The following is a 19,663-nucleotide window of genomic DNA, read 5'->3' on the forward strand; positions in this document are numbered from 1 at the left end:
GTGTTCGGACGTCGCAAGAAGAGCGGTGCCGCCGAGGACGCCGCCGAGCAGGTCGTCGACGCGGTGGACACCGAAGACGCGACCGACGCCGCCGGAGGGCAGCGCCGGGTGAACCTTCCGCCGGCACCCCGGCCCGACGGTCCCTGGGACATCTCCGAGGTCAGCCGGCCGGAGGACGGCCGGGTGGACCTCGGCGGCATCTTCGTGCCCGGTGTCGAGGGCATGGAGCTCCGGGTCGAGGTGGCGGGCGACGCGATCGTCGCGGCCACCGTCGTGCTGCGCGACAGCGCCGTGCAGCTCCAGGCCTTCGCCGCCCCCAAGAAGGAGGGCATCTGGGGCGAGGTCCGCGAGGAGATCGCCAACGGCATCACCCAGCAGGGCGGTGTCATCGACGAGATCGAGGGCCCGCTGGGCTGGGAGCTGCGCGCCCAGGTCCCGGTGCAGCTGCCCGACGGCAACCGGGGCGTCCAGCTGGTGCGCTTCGTCGGCGTCGACGGCCCGCGCTGGTTCCTGCGCGGCGTGATCTCCGGCCAGGGCGCGGTGCAGCCGGAGGCCGCCGGCCTCCTGGAGCAGATCGTCCGGGACACCGTGGTCGTCCGCGGCGAAGGGCCGATGGCCCCGCGCGACCCGATCGTCCTCAAGCTGCCCAACGACGCCCAGATGGTCCCGGACGGCGTGCAGCAGGACGACCAGTCCGGCTCCCGCTTCTCCGGCGGCATGGGACAGCTGCAGCGCGGCCCGGAGATCTCCGAGATCCGCTGAGGCCGGTGACATGAGCAGGCCCGGTGGGCCGCTCCCGTCCGCTCGTACCTCGGGTACGGGTGGGGCGGGAGCGGCCCACCGGGTTTTCCACAGCCGGTTTTCCACAGGCCTGGTCCCGCCGCGCGCCCGCGGCACATACTGGCGGAGCACACGTTCGAACCAGGGGGGTACCACGGTGAGTGAGAGCAACGCGCGGACCGGCACGGCCGTCCTCGACGACCCGGCGGCGGCGCCGATGGTCCGGGTGGAGAACCTGCACCGGTCGTACGGGACGGGGGCCGCCGCAGTCCACGCCCTGCGCGGCGTCTCCTTCGACATCCCGCGCGGCGAGCTGGTCGCCCTCAAGGGCCGCTCCGGCTCCGGCAAGACCACCCTGCTCAACCTGGTGGGCGGCCTCGACACCGCCGACCAGGGGCGCATCGTCATCGACGGCACCGACCTCGCCGATCTGGGCGAGGAGGGCCTGCTGGAACTGCGCCGGGACCGGATCGGATTCATCTTCCAGTCCTTCGGGCTCATACCGATCCTGACCGCCGCGGAGAACGTCGGCGTGCCGATGCGGCTGCGGAAGGCCGACCCGAAGGAGCGCGAGGAGCGCGTCGCCCTGCTGCTCTCGCTCGTCGGGCTCGCCGATCACACCGCCCAGCGCCCCGGAGAGCTCTCCGGCGGCCAGCAGCAGCGGGTCGCCATCGCCCGCGCCCTCGCCAACCGGCCCGCGCTGCTGATCGCCGACGAGCCCACCGGACAGCTGGACGCCGAGACCGGCCTGGCCGTGATGGAGCTGCTGCGGGCCGTGGTGCGCAGCGAGGGCTGCACCGCCCTGGTCGCCACCCACGACACCCAGCTCCTGGGCCTCGCGGACCGGGTGCTCGAGCTGCGCGACGGCGAGATCATCGAGCACTGACGAGTGCGCTGCTCCCGCCTCCGGCCGGCTGCATCAGAATCACGTCAAGACGGCCCGGAGCGCTGCTACCTGTGCGGAATGTCCGATTAGCTGGACGTAAGGTCATGGCATGGGACGCGGCAGACTCCGGATCTACCTGGGAGCGGCACCGGGCGTCGGGAAGACGTACGCGATGCTCTCCGAGGCGCACCGGCGCAGGGAGCGCGGTACCGACGTGGTCGTCGCGTTCGTCGAGCACCACGACCGGCCGCGCACCGAGGTGATGCTGCACGGCCTGGAGGGGATACCCCGGCGCCGCCTGGAGTACCGGGGCGGGGAGTTCTCCGAGATGGACGTGGACGCGGTCCTCGCCCGGCGGCCGGCCGTCGCGCTCGTCGACGAGCTCGCCCACACCAATGTGCCGGGCTCGCGCAACGCCAAGCGCTGGCAGGACGTGGAGGAACTCCTCGCGGCCGGCATCGACGTGGTCTCGACGGTGAACATCCAGCACCTGGAGTCCCTGGGCGACGTGGTCGAGTCGATCACGGGGGTGCGGCAGCAGGAGACGGTGCCGGACGAGGTGGTGCGCCGGGCCGACCAGATCGAGCTGGTCGACATGTCGCCGCAGGCCCTGCGGCGCCGGATGGCGCACGGCAACGTCTACCAGCCGGACAAGGTCGACGCGGCCCTGTCGAACTACTTCCGGCCCGGCAACCTGACGGCGCTGCGCGAGCTGGCGCTGCTGTGGACGGCCGACCGGGTCGACGAGTACCTGCGGCAGTACCGGGGCGAGCACAACATCCGCTCCACCTGGCAGGCCCGGGAGCGGATCGTCGTCGGCCTCACCGGCGGCCCCGAGGGCCGGACCCTGATCCGGCGGGCCGCCCGGCTCGCCGAGAAGGGCGCCGGCGGCGAGGTGCTCGCCGTCTACATCTCCCGCAGCGACGGCCTCACCGCCGCCTCGCCGAAGGAGCTGGCGGTGCAGCGGACGCTCGTCGAGGACCTCGGCGGAACGTTCCACCATGTGATCGGCGACGACGTGCCGCACGCCCTCCTGGAGTTCGCCCGGGGCGTCAACGCCACCCAGATCGTGCTCGGCTCCAGCCGCCGCCGCACCTGGCAGTACATGTTCGGGCCGGGCGTCGGCCAGACCGTGGCCCGCGAGTCGGGCCCCGACCTCGACGTGCACATCGTCACCCACGAGGAGGTCGCCAAGGGCCGCGGCCTGCCCGTCGCCCGCGGCGCGCGCCTCGGCCGGGGCCGGATCGTGTGCGCCTGGCTGGTCGGCGTCGCCGGACCCGCCCTGCTCACCCTGCTGCTCACCCATGTCGACGCGGACCTCGGCCTCGCCAACGACATGCTGCTCTTCCTCACCCTGACCGTCGCCTCCGCCCTCCTCGGCGGATTCCTGCCGGCCCTGGCCTCGGCGGCCTTCGGCTCCCTGCTGCTCAACTGGTTCTTCACCCCGCCGCTGCACCGGCTGACCATCGCCGACCCGCTGAACATCGTGGCCATCGCGGTCTTCTTCGGCGTCGGCATGTCCGTGGCCTCCGTCGTCGACCTGGCCGCCCGGCGCACCCAGCAGGCCGCCCGGCTGCGCGCCGAGTCCGAGGTGCTGTCCTACCTGGCCGGCAGCGTGCTGCGCGGCGAGAGCAGCCTGGAGGCCCTGCTCGAACGGGTCCGGGAGACCTTCTCCATGGAGTCCGTCGCCCTCCTGGAGCGCGCCGACGACCTCGCGCCCTGGACCTGTGCCGCGAGCGTCGGCGCCCACCCGGCGACCCGGCCCGACGACGCGGACGTCGACATGCCCGTCGGCGACCACCTGGCGCTCGCCCTCAACGGGCGGGTGCTGCCCGCCGAGGACCGCCGGGTCCTCGGCGCCTTCGCCGCCCAGGCCGCCGTCGTCCTCGACCGCCAGCGGCTCGTCGACGAGGCCGAGGGAGCCCGCAAGCTCGCCGAGGGCAACAAGATCCGCACCTCGCTGCTCGCCGCCGTCAGCCACGACCTGCGCACCCCGCTCGCGGGCATCAAGGCCTCCGTCAGCTCGCTCCGCTCCGACGACGTCGAATGGTCCGAGGAGGACCAGGCGCTCCTCCTCGAAGGCATCGAGGAGGGCGCCGACCGGCTCGACCACCTCGTCGGGAACCTCCTCGACATGTCCCGGCTGCAGACCGGCACCGTCACCCCACTGATCCGCCCCACCGACCTCGACGAGGTCGTCCCCATGGCCCTCGGCGGCGTCCCCGACGGCAGCGTCGAACTCGACATCCCCGAGACCCTCCCCATGGTCGACGTCGACCGCGGACTGCTTGAGCGGGCGGTCGCCAACATCGTCGAGAACGCCGTGAAGTACAGCCCCGAGGGCGTCCCCGTCGCCGTCTCCGCCAGCGTCCTCGGCGAACGCCTCGAACTGCGCGTCACCGACCGCGGCCCCGGCGTCCCGGACGAGGGCAAGGACGGCATCTTCGAACCGTTCCAGCGCTTCGGCGACGCCCCGCGCGGCTCCGGCGTCGGCCTCGGCCTCGCCGTCGCCCGCGGCTTCGTCGAGGCCATGGGCGGCACCCTCGCCGCCGAGGACACCCCCGGCGGCGGGCTCACCATGGTGCTCACCCTGCGCACCGCCGGCGGCGCCGCGCCGCCCCCGGACCCGGGCGCCGCCCCGCAGTCCGTCCACAGCTTCACGTAACCGACCCGGGCCACGGCCCCCGGCCCGTAACACCCCCTCACGACAACCGACAGGAAGGCCACCCTCCATGACCCGGGTCCTCGTGGTCGACGACGAGCCACAGATCGTCCGCGCCCTGGTGATCAACCTCAAGGCGCGGAAGTACGAGGTCGACGCGGCGCCCGACGGCGCCACCGCCCTCCGGCTCGCCGCCGAGCGCCACCCCGACGTCGTCGTCCTCGACCTCGGCCTGCCCGACATGGACGGCGTCGAGGTGATCAGGGGCCTGCGCGGCTGGACCCGGGTGCCGATCCTGGTGCTGTCCGCCCGGCAGACCTCCGACGAGAAGGTCGAGGCGCTCGACGCCGGCGCCGACGACTACGTCACCAAGCCCTTCGGCATGGACGAGCTGCTCGCCCGGCTGCGCGCCGCCGTCCGCCGCGCCGAGCCGGTCGGCCGCGAGGAGGGCGACGTGGTCGTCGAGACCGACGGCTTCACCGTCGACCTGGCCGCCAAGAAGGTGCACCGGGCCGGCAAGGACGTCCGGCTCACCCCGACCGAGTGGCACCTCCTGGAGGTCCTGGTCCGCAACAGCGGCCGCCTGGTGAGCCAGAAGCAGCTGCTCCAGGAGGTCTGGGGCCCCTCGTACGGCACCGAGACCAACTATCTGCGGGTCTACATGGCCCAGCTGCGCCGCAAGCTGGAGCCGGACCCCTCGCACCCGCGCCACTTCGTCACCGAACCGGGCATGGGCTACCGCTTCGAACACTGAGTTCGGTCTCCGGGTCCGGTCCGGGTCAGGTCCGGGGCCGCTCGGGGTTCGGTGCCCGACGGGCCGTCGGCGGCGGCCGGTACGCTTTTACGTATGAGTGCCGCACCGCGTACAGAGAAGCCCGCCGGGCGCTTCCGCCGCATGCTCGACCGGCTGTCCACCTCCCAGGAGGAGCTGGAGTCGGTCGAGCTCCAGGAGGACTCCGCGGCCTCGGGGTGCACCCGGATCTCCGACTGCCACGACCGCGAGATAGTCAAGGTGACTGGTACGTTGCGGACGGTCACCCTGCGCCCCCGTGCGGGTGTGCCCGCGCTGGAGGCCGAGCTCTTCGACGGCACCGCCCCGCTGGACGTGGTCTGGCTGGGCCGCCGCTCCATCGTGGGCATCGAGCCGGGCCGCAAGCTGATCGCCTCCGGTCGCATCTCCATGAGCCACGGCCGGCGGGTCCTCTTCAACCCCAAATACGAGCTCCGACCGCTCGGACAGGAGTAGCCGGTGACGTCAGTCGACAAGCCGACCACCGACAGGGACGCCCCGGCCGGCCAGGCCGGCAAGGCGGTGACCGAGGCCGCCCTCTTCGAGGCCTTCGGCGGCGTGCGCGGCATGGTGGAGACGGTCCTGCCCGGGCTGCTCTTCGTCACGATCTACACGATCAACAAGAACCTGCACTTCTCGGCGATCGCCGCGCTCGGCGTCTCGCTGGCCCTCGTGGCCGTGCGCCTGATCCGCCGCGACACCGTCAAGCACGCCTTCAGCGGCGTCTTCGGCGTCGCCTTCGGTGTCGTCTTCGCGATGATGACCGGCAACGCCAAGGACTTCTATCTGCCGGGCATGCTGTACACCCTCGGCCTGGCCCTGGCGTACATCATCACGACGCTGGCCGGCGTGCCGCTGATCGGTCTGATCCTCGGCCCGGTCTTCAAGGAGAACCTCTCCTGGCGCACCCGCAACCCGGGCCGCAAGAAGGCGTACGCGAAGGCCAGCTGGGCCTGGGGCCTGATCCTGCTCGCCAAGTGCGCGATCCTCTTCCCGCTCTACTGGTGGGCCGACACCACCCAGCTCGGCTGGGTCCTGGTCGCCCTGAAGATCCCGCCGTTCCTGCTCGCGGTCTATCTGACCTGGGTCTTCCTCGCCAAGGCACCGCCGCCGATCGACGTGTTCGCGGAGATGGAGGCCGAGGAGCAGGCCGAGAAGGAGGCCGAGAAGGCCCGCAAGGCCGCGGCTCAGGGCCGTACGGACGGCTAGCCCGCTGACGTGGACGTACGGGAAGGGGCCCGGGACCTGTCACAGGTCCCGGGCCCCTTCCCGTACGTCCACGCCAGCGCCGAGGCGGCTCGGCTACTCGGCGTCCTCGCGGCGGACCGAGAGCAGCTCCTCCAGCTGCTCCTCGCGGGCCTGGGTGGCCACGAACAGCAGCTCGTCGCCCGCCTCCAGGGTCTCCTCCGGGCTCGGGGTGAGCACCCGGGAGCCGCGGATGATGGTGACCAGGGAGGTGTCCTGCGGCCAGGCCACCTCGCCGACCTGGGTCCCCGCGATCGCCGACTCCGGCGGCAGGGTCAGCTCGACCAGGTTGGCGTCGCCGTGGCTGAAGCGCAGCAGCCGGACCAGGTCGCCGACGCTCACCGCCTCCTCGACCAGGGCCGACATCAGACGCGGCGTCGAGACGGCGACGTCCACGCCCCACGCCTCGTTGAACAGCCACTCGTTCTTCGGGTTGTTGACCCGGGCGACCACCCGCGGCACGCCGTACTCGGTCTTGGCGAGCAGCGAGACGACCAGGTTCACCTTGTCGTCGCCGGTCGCCGCGATCACGACGTTGCAGCGCTGCAGCGCCGCCTCGTCCAGCGAGGTGATCTCGCAGGCGTCGGCGAGCAGCCACTCCGCCTGCGGCACCCGCTCCACCGAGATGGCGGTCGGTGCCTTGTCGATGAGGAGGACCTCGTGGCCGTTCTCCAGGAGCTCGCCCGCGATGGAACGGCCCACCGCGCCGGCGCCGGCAATAGCGACACGCATCAGTGACCGCCCTCCTCGGGACCCTCGGCGAAGGCCGCCTCGACCTTGGCGATCTCGTCCGTCCGCATCATCACGTGCACGAGGTCGCCCTCCTGCAGCACCGTCTGCGAGGACGGGATGATCGCTTCGCCCAGCCGGGTGAGGAAGGCCACGCGCACGCCGGTCTCGTCCTGCAGCCGGCTGATCTTGTGCCCGATCCACGACGGCGAGGTGTGCACCTCGGCGAGCTGCACGCCGCCGCTCGGGTCACGCCACAGCGGCTCCGCGCCCGAGGGCAGCAGCCGGCGCAGCATCTGGTCGGCGGTCCAGCGGACCGTCGCGACCGTCGGGATGCCGAGGCGCTGGTAGACCTCGGCGCGCCGCGGGTCGTAGATCCGCGCGGCCACGTTCTCGATGCCGAACATCTCGCGGGCGACCCGCGCGGCGATGATGTTCGAGTTGTCGCCGCTGCTGACGGCGGCGAAGGCCCCGGCCTCCTCGATGCCCGCCTCGCGCAGCGTGTCCTGGTCGAAGCCCACGCCGGTCACCCGGCGGCCGCCGAACCCCGAGCCCAGGCGGCGGAACGCCGTCGGGTCCTGGTCCACGACCGCGACGGTGTGCCCCTGCTGTTCGAGGGTCTGCGCGAGAGCGGCTCCCACTCGCCCGCAGCCCATGATGACGATGTGCACGTCCCCTTACCCCGCACTCCTGATCGTCTTGCTGACCTGCGAAAACACCCTGCTCACAACTTTCCCGGCCGCGTCTGCGGCCACCTACCCGGCTTCACTCCGGTCCATGCTGTCCGTCCGAGCTTATGCGGCACCATCCACGGCGACCCATCCGAGGTCGCGCTGCGGCCGTTCGAGGTCACCACGCGGCCGTTCGACGTCACCACGCGGCCATCCAGGATCACCATGCGGCCATCCGAGGTGGCGACACAGGAGATTCCGTGCGGATCGGGGTGATGGTCGGCGTGGCCGGTTTCGAACGCTTACGATCCTCTGTTGTGTCCAAACTGACCGACGTGCCCAAACGGATCCTCATCGGACGGGCCCTGCGCAGCGACAAGCTCGGCGAGACCCTTCTTCCCAAGCGGATCGCCCTTCCCGTGTTCGCCTCCGACCCGCTGTCCTCGGTGGCGTACGCACCGGGTGAGGTGCTGCTCGTCCTCTCCGTCGCGGGCCTGTCGGCCTACCACTTCAGCCCGTGGATCGCGCTCGCGGTCGTGGTGCTGATGTTCACGGTCGTCGCCTCGTACCGGCAGAACGTGCACGCGTACCCCAGCGGCGGCGGCGACTACGAGGTCGCCACCACCAACCTCGGACCGAAGGCCGGACTGACCGTCGCGAGCGCCCTGCTCGTCGACTACGTCCTCACCGTCGCCGTCTCGATCTCCTCCGGCATCGAGAACCTCGGCTCCGCCGTCCCCTTCGTCGTCGAGCACAAGGTGGCCTCGGCCGTCGCGGTGATCATCCTGCTCACCCTGATGAACCTGCGCGGCGTGAAGGAGTCCGGCGGCCTCTTCGCCATCCCCACGTACATCTTCGTCTTCGGCGTCTTCGTCATGATCATCTGGGGTGCCTGGCGCGGCCTGGTCCTCGGCGACGACATGCAGGCCCCCACCGCCGGCTTCGAGATCAAGGCCGAGCACGGCGGACTCGCCGGCTTCGCGCTGGTCTTCCTGCTGCTGCGCGCCTTCTCCTCCGGCTGCGCCGCCCTCACCGGCGTCGAGGCCATCTCCAACGGCGTGCCCGCCTTCCGCAAGCCCAAGTCGAAGAACGCCGCCACCACCCTGGCCCTCATGGGCGGCCTCGCCGTCACCATGTTCTGCGGCATCATCTTCCTGGCCATGGCCACCGACGTCCGGATGGCCGAGAACCCGGGAGAGGACCTGCTGAACAACGGCGTCCCGCTCGGGGCGGGCTACGTCCAGGACCCGGTCATCTCGCAGGTCGCCGCCGCCGTGTTCGGCGACGGAACGTTCTTCTTCGTCCTGCTCGCCGCCGCCACCGCGCTCGTCCTCTTCCTGGCCGCCAACACCGCGTACAACGGCTTCCCGCTCCTCGGCTCGATCCTCGCCCAGGACCGCTACCTGCCGCGCCAGCTGCACACCCGCGGCGACCGCCTCGCCTTCTCCAACGGCATCGTGCTGCTCGCCGGCGCCGCCGCCCTCCTCGTCTGGATCTACGGCGCCGACTCGACGCGCCTGATCCAGCTGTACATCGTCGGCGTCTTCGTCTCCTTCACGCTCAGCCAGATCGGCATGGTCCGGCACTGGAACCGGCACCTGAAGACCGAGCGCGACACGGCCAAGCGCCGCCACATGATCCGCTCCCGCGCGATCAACGCCTTCGGCGCCTTCTTCACCGGCCTCGTCCTGGTCGTCGTCCTCGCCACCAAGTTCACCCACGGCGCCTGGGTCGCCCTGCTCGGCATGGTGATCTTCTACGTGACGATGACCGCGATCCGCCGCCACTACGACTCCGTGGCCGCCGAGATCGCCGCCGCCGAGGAGCGCCCCGACGAGTACGTGCGGCCCTCCCGGGTCCGCTCCGTCGTCCTCGTCTCCAAGCTGCACAAGCCCACCCTGCGCGCCCTCGCCTACGCCAAGCTCATGCACGCCGGCGAGCTGGAGGCGGTGAGCGTCAACGTCGACCCGGTGGAGACCAAGGCGCTGAAGGAGGAGTGGGAGCGGCGCGGCATCAACGTGCCGCTGAAGATCCTCGACTCGCCGTACCGCGAGATCACCCGGCCGGTCATCGAGTACGTGAAGACCCTGCGCCAGGAGAGCCCGCGCGACGCCGTCTCCGTCTACATCCCGGAGTACGTGGTCGGCCACTGGTACGAGCACCTGCTGCACAACCAGAGCGCGCTGCGCCTCAAGGGCCGGCTGCTGTTCACGCCAGGCGTGATGGTGACCTCGGTGCCGTACCAGCTCCAGTCCTCCGAGGCCGCGAAGAAGCGGGCCCGCAAGCGCTCGGAGTGGAACGCGCCGGGTTCGGTGCGCCGCGGCCCGGTGGAGAAGGTCCGCAAGGAACCGGCGGGAAAGAACAACTAGAAAAGAAGAACTAGACTGGTGGGCTGCTGTCGAGAACAGCAGCCCACTCTTCATCTCATTTCCTTTCCTTGCGCCCTGGGAGCCCCCGATCATGCAGAACACCCCTGTGAAGTCCCTGATCGGGGAGGAGTACGAGGTCGAGGTCGGCCCGGTCGCCCACGGCGGCCACTGCATCGCCCGCACCGAGGGCGGCCGCGTCCTCTTCGTGCGCCACGCGCTGCCCGGCGAGCGGGTCGTCGCCCGGGTCACCGAGGGCGAGGAGACCTCCCGCTTCCTGCGCGCCGACGCGGTCGAGATCCTGGACGCCTCCAAGGACCGCATCGAGGCGCCGTGCCCCTTCGCGGGCCCGGGCAAGTGCGGCGGCTGCGACTGGCAGCACGCCAAGCCGGGCGCGCAGCGCCGGCTCAAGGGCGAGGTGGTCGCCGAGCAGCTCAAGCGGCTCGCCGGGCTCACCCCGGAGGAGGCCGGCTGGGACGGCACGGTCGTGCCCGCCGAGGGCGACAAGCTCCCCGCCGGCCAGGTCCCGCAGTGGCGCACCCGCGTGCAGTACGCGATCGACGCCGACGGCCGGGTGGGCCTGCGCAAGCACCGCTCGCACGACGTTGAGGTGATCGACCACTGCATGATCGCCGCCGAGGGCGTCTCCGAGCTCGGCATCGAGAGCCGCACCTGGGAGGGCATGGCCTCGATCGAGGCCATCGCGGCGACCGGCTCCCAGGACCGCCAGGTCATCCTGACCCCGCGCCCGGGCGCCCGGCTCCCCATCGTCGAGCTCGACAAGCCCGTCTCCGTGATGCGCGTCGGCGAGAAGGACGGCGGCGTCCACCGCGTCCACGGCCGCCCCTTCGTCCGCGAACGCGCCGACGACCGCACCTACCGCGTGGGCAGCGGCGGCTTCTGGCAGGTCCACCCGAAGGCCGCGCAGACCCTGATGCTCGCCGTCATGCAGGGCCTGACCCCCCGCAAGGGCGAGACCGCCCTCGACCTCTACTGCGGCGTCGGCCTCTTCGCGGGCGCCCTCGCCGACCGCGTCGGCGACCAGGGCGCGGTCCTCGGCATCGAGTCCGGCAAGCGCGCGGTCGAGGACGCCCGCCACAACCTCGCCGACTTCCCCCGCGTCCGCATCGAACAGGGCAAGGTCGAGTCCGTCCTCCCGCGCACCGGCATCACCGACGTCGACCTCATCGTCCTCGACCCCCCGCGCGCCGGCGCCGGCAAGCAGACCGTCCACCACCTCGCCGCCCTCGGCGCCCGCCGCATCGCCTACGTCGCCTGCGACCCGGCCGCCCTCGCCCGCGACCTCGCCTACTTCCGCGAGGGCGGCTACCGAGTGCGGACGCTGCGGGTGTTCGACCTGTTCCCGATGACCCACCATGTCGAGTGCGTCGCGATCCTTGAGCCTGCCGATAAGGGTCGCTGACCTGCGGCTTTGCCGAGTGTGCGTCACGTGCGTTACGGGCGATATCTTGACGCATATCTGACGCACGTGACGCACGTTTGACGCATGAACGGCGCAGTCTCTGACGGGTCGTCACGTGCAATGGGTGACCGCCAGGCGCGCAGCGCTCACCCGTGTGCGGTGTGCTCCGCGAAGGGCAGGGAGAAAGGCAGCCGCGCCGTTAGCAGACTCCGCGCGTTCGCCTCTGGGTAGTGACTTTCCGTGACGCCGTGTGCCACTCGGAGTCCGTCATCCAGACGGCCACCACCCGCGCCACCAGGCTCGGCAAGCCCGTCACCCACTACCTGCAGACTCGCCGACCACGCTTCTCGGCTCGGCCGCAAGCCTGGCGCACCGGGACGAGCTGGCCGAGGAGATGCTCTGTGCCTTGGTGGCTTCGCCACAGTGGCGACGGTTCTCAGCGAGGTGGAGCAGCGGGACGTATGAGCCTGACTCGTCGCCTGCATCACACGAGAATCGCTGACGGGCCATCTCCGACGGTCTGTCCGTCGGCTTCAGTGTGCTGCCAGGTAGACCCGCCGGCGATCTCCTGGGATTCCACCGAGGCGGATCTCGATTGCTGGTATGTGGCGCCGCCTTGCCTGAACACGCCTCCGGTAGTGAGGCGCAGACTCGGAGTCTCGACCGGGTTGACTCCTTCGGCCCAGGGCCGCGTGGCGCGGCGGGCGCCCGGATGCGGTTGACGGCTTACTAGGGAAGGCCGCCGGGTCCGCCGTGACACGGCCGTGAATTCTGTCGGAGGCGTGAGCCGTGACGCAGAGCGAGACGACGTTCGATCCCATCCCCTCATGGACCCAGCTGGCGCGGGTGGAGGTCGCGGGCGCCCGATCTGGCGACGCTGCCGCACGGGACCGATGGCTTGTGGGCCCCGGCCTGGCGCCACCGCCTATCGGCGTGCTGACCACCGATCAGGTCATCGGCAGGTTCGGCGAGCCCGTAGTCGCCTTCTGCGTCGCCTTGCTGGTGGTCAGCAGTGCAATCGGAGACACCGGGGCTACGAGTTGACCACCACGCGGACCCGCCGCGAGCGCGCGGTGAGGACTCTGACCTTCTGGTTACGTCCGGCCTTCGTCCTGCGCGTCGTCAGCCGCTTCCAAAGGGTTGTGGGATTCGACCGCGCGATGTCCCTGGCGTCCAGCGCTCTGACCGCCTTGGTTCCGCTTGCCATCGTCTCCGGTTCGATCCTGTCCCACTTCCGGCACGCTGACACGGCGGAGCGGATCATCACACGCTACTCCCTCACCGGCGGTGGCGCAGACGCGGTCACGGCCATCTTCTCCGCGTCCGGGGAGACCGGCGTGGGAATCGTCGGAACCGTCTTCCTCACCGTCTCCTTGCTGAGCTTCACCCGCGCGGTGCAGCGGTTCTTCGAACAGACCTGGGAGCTCAAGCCACTCAGCGTGCGCAACACACTCAACGGCCTGCTGTGGATCCTGGTGCTGGCCGTGTACATGGCTGCCGCCGGCTGGGTCCGCGCCTCCACCGGACGCCCTCCACTGGAAGTCGGGGCCTCCCTTCTCACCGCCCCGCTCACAGCCGTGTTTCTGCTTGCCACCGGTCGGCTCCTGAGTGCTCGGCGACTCACCTGGAGAGACCTGCTTCCGTTCGCGGCCGCGGCCGCTGCCGCAGAAGCCGGCTTCGCCGTTGGCGCGACCGCCTACCTGCCCAGCTTCTTCAGTTCCTCCGCAACCCGGTACGGGCCGGTCGGGGCTGTCTTCGCGATGATCTCCACGCTCTTCGTCATCATGCTGATCATCGTCGCGTGCGGCGCCCTCGGCCGCGAAGTCGGAGTCGAACTCGACCGCATCCGCCGCGGCGAGCGACCTCCCGACAACGAGGTCCGCCAGGAGTGGGACATCGTTCTCGACCAGGTCCGGCTGCACTGGAACAGCAGGCGCACACGGCTGGGCAGACGTCAGGAGGATGAAACACCCGGTTCTTCCTGAGACCCGACCCGGTTCGGGGCACCCGCATGACTGGCGCACGCGAGCAGGACCGGCGAGGACGGTCGGATCCGGCTCCTGGCGGTCGAGGAACATCGCCGCGTCGTTGTACCCGTCTACGGCGATCACCCTGGAACCCGCGGACCTCCGATCTCGACTCGCGTGACGACTTCGTGGACGAGATCATCGAACAGGCCCTGGAGACCGGCGCCGAGGTCCGGTTCGTACCCGACGACACGCTGACCGGCCAGGAGCGGATCGCCGGAGTGCTGCGGTACTGAACACGGCCACGGCTACGGCCGCACCACAGGAAGGACACCGTGAACCCCACACCGGCACGCACACACCGGTCGGTCCGCGCGCGAGCGGCGACCGCGGCCGCCGCAGCCGTCGTCACCGCGCTCTCCATCACGACACTCGTGGCGTGCGGGTCCGACGGCGACGACACGGGCGGCCCAACCTTCAGCGAGCGCCCCACGGCACCGGACACCGGCTCCTTCTCCGGCGTCCCGCCCTCCTCGCTGGCCTCGTCCGCCGCCGAGGCCGTCGAATCCGCCCGCGCGTCCGCCTCGTCCGCCGCCGCCTCGGCGTCCGCGCGGGAAGCCTCGCGCAAGGCGTCGATCGGGGCCGAGATCGAGCGATCGCGCCAAGCGGCCGAGGCCGCCTTGAAGAACGTGGACGGCCGGGGGAACGCCCTGGCCGAGGTCGCGCTGACCGGCAAGCCCCGCGCCCAGACGGGCGGTCTGCTGACCGCCGTCGTGACCATCACCAACAAGACCGATGCCACGGCCTCCTACGCCGTCCAGGTCGACTTCTCGGACTCCGCCGGGAAGGTCGTCGAGACCCAGTTCGTCGGTGAGGAAGACCTTGCCCCCGGGGAGCGCCGGCAACCCCTGGTCATCAGCCGGCAACCGGCCGAGCCCGTACTCACGGCGCAACTCGCCAAGGCACAGCGGTACTGACCGCCACCCCTCAAGGAGAACCCGAATGTCCGAACTCATCGTCATCGGATACGAGGACCGCGCCGTCGCCGACAAGGCGTTCGCGGCGGTGCAGCGGCTCCGGGACGACCACGTCGTCGAACTGAACGGACTCGCCGTCGTCTCGGTGGACGAAGACGGCAAGACCCACGTGGACACGCCCGCCAAGAAGGAGGGGGAGGTAGCCCTCTCGGCCACGGCCGGCGCCCTGTGGGGCATGGTCTTCGGCATCATCATCCTCACCCCGGGGATCGGCGTGGTGGGCGCCGCCGTCGGGGGACTCATCGGCAAACTCAACCAGATGGGCGTCGACGGCAAGTTCCGCGGGAAGGTCCAAGAACTCCTCCGGCCTGGCTCGTCGGCGGTCGTGATCATGGCATCCAAGGTTACCGAGGACAGGTTCGCCGCGGTGATGGGCCCCTTTGGCGGAACCGTCCTCAAGACCTCTCTCCCGGAGGAGAGCGAGCGGGAGCTCGCGGAGCAGCTCGCCGGCCCCACTGCGGCCGGGTGACCTGGGGATCCGGCCGTCTCGTCGGGCGGTGTCGTCTCCTACGACGCGTCAGGATTGCCCGCTGTGGCCGCGGCGGCGTGCTCCCACCAGCGGCGACTCGGCTGACGGTGGCACCGGCCATCGTCACACAGGACGACATCGGCCAGTTCGAACAACACGTCCGGGGAATCCACCCAGCGTTCCCAGAATGGGGCGGTGAGTTCAGGGCCGATTCCATGAGTAGAGGCTGACGTGCGGCGAGGGGTCTTCTCCAAGCCCCGAATGGGACGAAGCGGGCTGGAAGGTACTGTCCGAGGCGCTGACGAGGCGGCGGATCAGTCCACGCGACGCAGCCGGTGCAGCGCGAGGGCGAGCTGGAGGCGCAGCCGGCCCTGCGGGGTGGTCAGCGGCCATCCCAGGAGGGACTGGGCGCGGTCGAGTCGGTCGCGCAGCGTCGAGTGGTGGACACGTAGTTTTCCGGCCGCGTCTCGCAGTCCGTGAGCGCAGGCCCAGGCGGCGAGCGTGGGCAGCAGGAGGGGTACGGAGGCCGCGGCCCGGTCGAGGGCGTTCAGGTCCGTCGGAGGGGCGTCGTCCGGGTACGCGCGGTCGGCGAGCAGTGCGAGAGCGCCGAGTTCATCTGCGTGGACGACGCGCGGGCCCGGGTCCTGTGGAGTGTCCTCGGACGTGAAGCGCAGCGCGGTGCGGGCCGCGGCGGCCGAGAGCGGCAGCCGTTCCACAGGGCCGTCGGGTCCCACGCCGATGCGCCCGGCAGGCAGTTCGGGAAAGGGGTGCTGTTGGAGGTGGAGGCGGCTCCCGGGCAGGGCCAGGGCGCGGACGGTGCCGGCCGGGTCGAGGCCGAGACGGCGTGCGGCGTACAGCCGGACCGCCTCAGGTGCGGAGGGGTCTGTAACCGTCTCGACCAGCGCGGGGTCATCGGGATCGGGGGCAGCGGGGGCGCGTCCGCGACTGCGGTCGAGGACGATCCCGATGGCGGCCGCGGCCCGCTCCAGAATCACGGCCTCCAGTACGGTTCCGGATCTCTCGCGCTCCAGCCAGACGGCCGGGCCGCTGCCGCGGGGCAGGGGGAGTGACGGCCAGTCGGCGCTCACCGGCCCGTCCTCGTCCCGCCGCCGTCCGTCGGGTTCCACGCGGATGCGGACCCGGCGGGGCGCGTCGACCAGGCGGGCGGGGCTGCCGGACAGCACCGCTGCTCCGCGTACGAGTGTTTCCAGTCCTGCCCGGCCTTCCACCAGTCGGTCGTAGTAGGCGATCACGCGTACTGCGGCCTCGGCGTCGGGGTCCAGGGCGCGCAGTCGTCCGGCCAGCTCTTCCATGCGTTCCTCGCTTCTTCCGCTCCGGTGACGGCCGGTCAGTCCCCGAGAAGTCGGCGGAGCCAGCGCAGCCGTGAGGTTCGGGCCTCCTGGGACAGGCCCGCATGGGGTGCGAAGGCGTCGAAGGCGTGGAAGCCTCCTGGCCACACGTGCAGTTCGGCTTCGCCGCCCGCCAGCCAGATTCCGGTGGCGTAGGCGATGTCCTCATCACGGAAAGTCTCCGCCGATCCGACGTCGATGAAGGCCGGCGGCAGTCCCGAAAGGTCGACCGACCGGGCAGGTGCGGCGTAGGGAGACACCTCGACGTCGGGGGCGAGTTCGCCGAGGAGTGCCCGCCATCCGGTCGCGTTGGAGGCGCGGTCCCACAGGCCGAGGCCGGCCATCTGGTGGGCAGAAGGGGTGTCATTGCGGTCGTCGAGCATCGGGCACATCAGGACCTGCCCGACCACGGCGGGGCCCTTGCGGTCGCGGGCGAGCAGCGCCACGGCGGCGGCGAGCCCGCCGCCGGCGCTCGTACCCGCGAGGACGACACGGCCGGGGTCCCCGCCGATCTCCGCGGCGTGTGCGGTCGTCCAGAGGAGGCCCGTGTAACAGTCCTCGACCGGGGCCGGGTGCGGGTGCTCGGGGGCGAGACGGTACTCCACCGACACCAGGACCGCGTCCAGTTCGAGGGCCCACTCCAGGGCGACGTCGAGCCCGTGCCGGTTGCTGCCCATGACCATCCCGCCGCCGTGCATGTAGTACACGACTGGCCTTGGACCGACCAGGCCGGGCGGCCTGCAGACCAGGAGCGGAATCTCCGGCACGCTGTCCGTGCCGGGAACGGTGAGCTCCTCGGTGTCGACCAGTCCGTGGGCCCGCAGTTCGTCGAGCGTCGAGGGCAGTGCGTCGGTGGCCGCGCGCTGCGCGGCGAGGGATTCGAGGGTGAGTCCGGTCGGGGCCGCGTCCGCGACGAGGGCCAGGGCCGCGGCGAGTTCGGGGTCGAACGGCGGGGGAGTGGGGGTCACGGTTCCTCCTTGTACCTGCCCGTTTGTCCGCGGGCAGGTCGATCCTTCCCGCCCCTCCTCCCGGCCGGACCCCGCCAGGAGACGGGAGTCTTCCGCTGTCCGGCGGGTGGTGAACGGTTCAGGAGGGAGCGGGGCCTTGGTCGTGCGGGTTCGGCCCACTCGTTCGCCGGTGGCCCTCCGCGTGCTCGGTCAGTCGCTCCTTCAGGCCCTTGATGAGGGAGGCAAGGCCGATCTCGAAGGCCAGCTCGGCCTGTTCGGGGTCGCGCGTCATGAGGTCGAGAGCCGAGCCGATCACGAAGTACTCGATGGACCGGACGACGGCCGGGATCTCGGCCTCCGGCCAGTGGGCTTCGCGCAACACCGCGTAGGCCCGCTCGTACGACTCCAGCGTCGCGGCCGACCCGACCGGCTGAGCGGTCAGCAGCGGCACCACACGGGGGTGCGCGGCGAAGACGGTGCGATAGGCCCGCGCCCAGCGTTCGGCCGCGACCGTCCACGGGCGCAGCTCGGCGTGCCCCGTGTCGATCTGGGCGACGAGCAGCTCACGGAGGCCCTCGACGAGCTCGTCCCGCCCCGAGATGTGGTTGTACATCGAGGGGCCTTTGACGCCGATTTCCGCCGCGATACGGCTGACGGACAGCGCCTCGGGGCCGTGCTCGTCGACGAGTCGCAGGGCCGTGCTCATGATGCGCTCGCGAGTGATCAGTCTCGTGCTGGGGCGTGCCATCGGATGCCTGTTCTTGTCCTGCTCTTGTTCTGGCCGTCGTGTCATGGCTAGCCTACCGTAAAACTACGCAGTCTAGTTTTAGGGTGGTGGATGCCCATGCGGTACTCGGAGTACCGGCGCTATGACGCGGTGGGGCTTGCCGATCTGGTCGCCCGGCGGGAGGTCTCGCCGGGGGAGCTGCTCGACGTCGCCGTGGAGCGGGCGGAGGCAGTGAACGGGCGTCTCAACGCCATCGTCACGCCCATGTACGACCTCGCGCGGGAGCGCGTCACCGGGGAGCTCGCCGGACCTCTCGCCGGTGTGCCGTTCCTGATCAAGGACCTGTTCCAGGACTACGCCGGCCTGCCGACCGGCAGCGGCTCGCGCGCCGCGAGGCGTTCTGTGCCGTCCCGGCACAGTGAGGTCGTCCGGCGGTGGCTGGACGCGGGGCTGGTCGTCCTCGGCAAGACCAACACGCCGGAGTTCGGCTGCAAGTCGATCACGGAACCCGAGGTCAACGGACCCACGCGCAACCCCTGGAACCTCGACCACACTCCTGGGGGTTCGTCGGGTGGCTCGGCCGCGGCTGTCGCGGCCGGGATCGTCCCCGTGGCGGGCGCCAACGACGGGGGCGGCTCGATCCGTATTCCCGCCGCCTGCTGCGGGCTGTTCGGCCTCAAGCCCGGACGGGGTGTCCTTCCGGCCGGGCCGTCCCACGCGGAACACCAGCAGGGGCTGGCCACCGAGGGTGTGGTCTCGCGCACCGTCCGCGACACAGCCGCGATGCTGGACGTCCTCACCTCGGGGGTCGACCTCGGGGGTCCCTACCTGCCGGGCCGCGCCGGCATCCCGTACGCACAGGCCGTGCGGCGACCACCCGGCAGACTGCGTATCGGCTTCACGACCCGCTCGCCCATCGGCACCCCTGTCGCCGCCGAAGCCATGGCGGCGGTTGAGGAGACCGTCGCGCTCCTGCAGCGGCTGGGCCACGACGTCGAACCGGCCGAGCCGACCATCGACGGACAACGCCTGGCGCTCGACTTCCTCACCGCCTGGTACACCAGCACCGCGGCCACCGTGGCCGAGCTGCGCCGCACGACCGGCGCGCGGTCCCGGGACTTCGAAGCGGACACCCTGCTGCTCGCGGCCGTCGGCCGGTCGATCGCGGCCCCCGAGTACTACGCCGCCCATGACCGACGGAACGCACACGCCCGTGCCCTGACCGACTTCCACGAGCGCTACGACCTGCTGCTCACCCCGACACTCGGCGGCCCGCCCGTCAGGATCGGCGAACTCGACACCCCGGCCTGGATGAAGGCCGCCGGCCGGCTGCTGACGCGCCTCGGACTCATGGGGCGGCTCGCCAGGACGGACCTGTGGAAGCAAGTCGTCCTCGCCAACCTCACCACGGCCCCCTTCACCCAACTCGCCAACATCACGGGCCGCCCCGCCATGTCGGTCCCGGGCCACCGCACGCCGCACGGCCTGCCCCTGGGCGTCCAGTTCGTCGGCCCGCTCGGCGGCGAAGGGCTGCTGTTCTCCCTCGCCGCCCAGCTGGAGGCCGAACGCCCCTGGGCCCAGGAGGAACCGCCGCTCTAGGCATCACCGGCACCCG

The 19,663-nt window shown here is 71.2% G+C and carries 17 protein-coding genes; 12 read left to right on the plus strand and 5 right to left on the minus strand.

Annotated elements, in window-relative coordinates; all coding sequences use genetic code 11:
- From KV205_RS15560 to KV205_RS15585, 6 genes are all read left to right on the plus strand, one after another.
- Nucleotides 1-762, plus strand: a complete 762-nt coding sequence (locus tag KV205_RS15560) for a DUF3710 domain-containing protein (RefSeq protein WP_265864949.1) — start codon at nt 1-3, stop codon at nt 760-762.
- Nucleotides 763-997: 235 nt separating this feature from the next.
- On the plus strand, nt 998-1,666 hold the full coding sequence (locus KV205_RS15565; protein WP_265865095.1) for an ABC transporter ATP-binding protein: 669 nt from the start codon (nt 998-1,000) through the stop codon (nt 1,664-1,666).
- A gap of 109 nt (nt 1,667-1,775) precedes the next feature.
- Nucleotides 1,776-4,331, plus strand: a complete 2,556-nt coding sequence (locus KV205_RS15570; protein ID WP_265864950.1) for a sensor histidine kinase KdpD — start codon at nt 1,776-1,778, stop codon at nt 4,329-4,331.
- Nucleotides 4,332-4,398: 67 nt separating this feature from the next.
- Nucleotides 4,399-5,082: a response regulator gene (locus tag KV205_RS15575; protein ID WP_265864951.1), complete on the plus strand. Its 684-nt coding sequence runs from the start codon at nt 4,399-4,401 to the stop codon at nt 5,080-5,082.
- Nucleotides 5,083-5,175: 93 nt separating this feature from the next.
- Nucleotides 5,176-5,574 (plus strand): OB-fold nucleic acid binding domain-containing protein, encoded by a 399-nt coding sequence (locus KV205_RS15580; protein ID WP_265864952.1) that lies wholly within the window; start codon nt 5,176-5,178, stop codon nt 5,572-5,574.
- A 3-nt stretch (nt 5,575-5,577) separates the two neighbouring features.
- Entirely contained in the window at nt 5,578-6,327 is a 750-nt protein-coding gene (locus KV205_RS15585) for a DUF3159 domain-containing protein (RefSeq protein WP_265864953.1), read from the plus strand.
- A 93-nt stretch (nt 6,328-6,420) separates the two neighbouring features.
- On the opposite strand, the gene KV205_RS15590 is transcribed toward KV205_RS15585, so the two are convergent.
- Both KV205_RS15590 and KV205_RS15595 read right to left on the minus strand, forming a co-directional pair.
- Nucleotides 6,421-7,095 (minus strand): TrkA family potassium uptake protein, encoded by a 675-nt coding sequence (locus KV205_RS15590; protein ID WP_265864954.1) that lies wholly within the window; start codon nt 7,093-7,095, stop codon nt 6,421-6,423.
- Nucleotides 7,095-7,763 (minus strand): TrkA family potassium uptake protein, encoded by a 669-nt coding sequence (locus KV205_RS15595; RefSeq protein WP_265864955.1) that lies wholly within the window; start codon nt 7,761-7,763, stop codon nt 7,095-7,097. Before KV205_RS15595 ends, KV205_RS15590 begins: the two co-directional genes overlap by 1 nt.
- A 317-nt stretch (nt 7,764-8,080) precedes the next feature.
- Here KV205_RS15595 and KV205_RS15600 point away from each other — a divergent pair, with 317 nt between their 5' ends.
- The 5 genes from KV205_RS15600 to KV205_RS15625 all read left to right on the plus strand — a co-directional run bounded on the left by KV205_RS15600 (nt 8,081) and on the right by KV205_RS15625 (nt 15,025).
- A complete protein-coding gene (locus KV205_RS15600) occupies nt 8,081-10,132 on the plus strand; it encodes an APC family permease (protein WP_265864956.1) in 2,052 nt (683 codons plus the stop codon).
- A gap of 91 nt (nt 10,133-10,223) precedes the next feature.
- Nucleotides 10,224-11,552 (plus strand): class I SAM-dependent RNA methyltransferase, encoded by a 1,329-nt coding sequence (locus KV205_RS15605; protein ID WP_265864957.1) that lies wholly within the window; start codon nt 10,224-10,226, stop codon nt 11,550-11,552.
- A 1,040-nt stretch (nt 11,553-12,592) separates the two neighbouring features.
- Nucleotides 12,593-13,537 (plus strand): YhjD/YihY/BrkB family envelope integrity protein, encoded by a 945-nt coding sequence (locus KV205_RS15610; protein WP_265864958.1) that lies wholly within the window; start codon nt 12,593-12,595, stop codon nt 13,535-13,537.
- Nucleotides 13,538-13,854: 317 nt separating this feature from the next.
- Nucleotides 13,855-14,496, plus strand: a complete 642-nt coding sequence (locus KV205_RS15620; protein WP_265864959.1) for a hypothetical protein — start codon at nt 13,855-13,857, stop codon at nt 14,494-14,496.
- 25 nt (nt 14,497-14,521) lie between these two features.
- Nucleotides 14,522-15,025, plus strand: coding sequence for a DUF1269 domain-containing protein (locus KV205_RS15625; RefSeq protein WP_265864960.1), 504 nt, complete (start codon nt 14,522-14,524; stop codon nt 15,023-15,025).
- A 314-nt stretch (nt 15,026-15,339) separates the two neighbouring features.
- Here the strand turns inward: KV205_RS15625 and KV205_RS15630 are convergent, their stop codons facing one another.
- The 3 genes from KV205_RS15630 to KV205_RS15640 all read right to left on the minus strand — a co-directional run bounded on the left by KV205_RS15630 (nt 15,340) and on the right by KV205_RS15640 (nt 18,027).
- Nucleotides 15,340-16,338: a helix-turn-helix domain-containing protein gene (locus KV205_RS15630; RefSeq protein WP_265864961.1), complete on the minus strand. Its 999-nt coding sequence runs from the start codon at nt 16,336-16,338 to the stop codon at nt 15,340-15,342.
- Between the two features lie 35 nt (nt 16,339-16,373).
- Nucleotides 16,374-17,342: an alpha/beta hydrolase gene (locus tag KV205_RS15635; RefSeq protein WP_265864962.1), complete on the minus strand. Its 969-nt coding sequence runs from the start codon at nt 17,340-17,342 to the stop codon at nt 16,374-16,376.
- A gap of 118 nt (nt 17,343-17,460) precedes the next feature.
- Nucleotides 17,461-18,027, minus strand: a complete 567-nt coding sequence (locus KV205_RS15640; RefSeq protein WP_265864963.1) for a TetR/AcrR family transcriptional regulator — start codon at nt 18,025-18,027, stop codon at nt 17,461-17,463.
- A 138-nt stretch (nt 18,028-18,165) separates the two neighbouring features.
- Here KV205_RS15640 and KV205_RS15645 point away from each other — a divergent pair, with 138 nt between their 5' ends.
- A complete protein-coding gene (locus KV205_RS15645) occupies nt 18,166-19,647 on the plus strand; it encodes an amidase (RefSeq protein WP_265864964.1) in 1,482 nt (493 codons plus the stop codon).
- Nucleotides 19,648-19,663: the final 16 nt, after the last annotated feature.

Source organism: Streptomyces sp. SKN60, assembly GCF_026236535.1.
Lineage (GTDB): Bacteria > Actinomycetota > Actinomycetes > Streptomycetales > Streptomycetaceae > Streptomyces.

Excerpts from the sequence above, each read along its gene's own strand:
- KV205_RS15565 (WP_265865095.1), top strand. The coding sequence starts at position 998 with ATGGTCCGGGTGGAGAACCTGCACCGGTCGTACGGGACGGGGGCCGCC.
- KV205_RS15570 (WP_265864950.1), top strand. The coding sequence starts at position 1,776 with ATGGGACGCGGCAGACTCCGGATCTACCTGGGAGCGGCACCGGGCGTC.
- KV205_RS15575 (WP_265864951.1), top strand. The coding sequence starts at position 4,399 with ATGACCCGGGTCCTCGTGGTCGACGACGAGCCACAGATCGTCCGCGCC.
- KV205_RS15580 (WP_265864952.1), top strand. The coding sequence starts at position 5,176 with ATGAGTGCCGCACCGCGTACAGAGAAGCCCGCCGGGCGCTTCCGCCGC.
- KV205_RS15590 (WP_265864954.1), bottom strand. The coding sequence starts at position 7,095 with ATGCGTGTCGCTATTGCCGGCGCCGGCGCGGTGGGCCGTTCCATCGCG.
- KV205_RS15605 (WP_265864957.1), top strand. The coding sequence starts at position 10,224 with ATGCAGAACACCCCTGTGAAGTCCCTGATCGGGGAGGAGTACGAGGTC.
- KV205_RS15625 (WP_265864960.1), top strand. The coding sequence starts at position 14,522 with ATGTCCGAACTCATCGTCATCGGATACGAGGACCGCGCCGTCGCCGAC.
- KV205_RS15630 (WP_265864961.1), bottom strand. The coding sequence starts at position 16,338 with ATGGAAGAGCTGGCCGGACGACTGCGCGCCCTGGACCCCGACGCCGAG.
- KV205_RS15640 (WP_265864963.1), bottom strand. The coding sequence starts at position 18,027 with ATGAGCACGGCCCTGCGACTCGTCGACGAGCACGGCCCCGAGGCGCTG.
- KV205_RS15645 (WP_265864964.1), top strand. The coding sequence starts at position 18,166 with ATGCGGTACTCGGAGTACCGGCGCTATGACGCGGTGGGGCTTGCCGAT.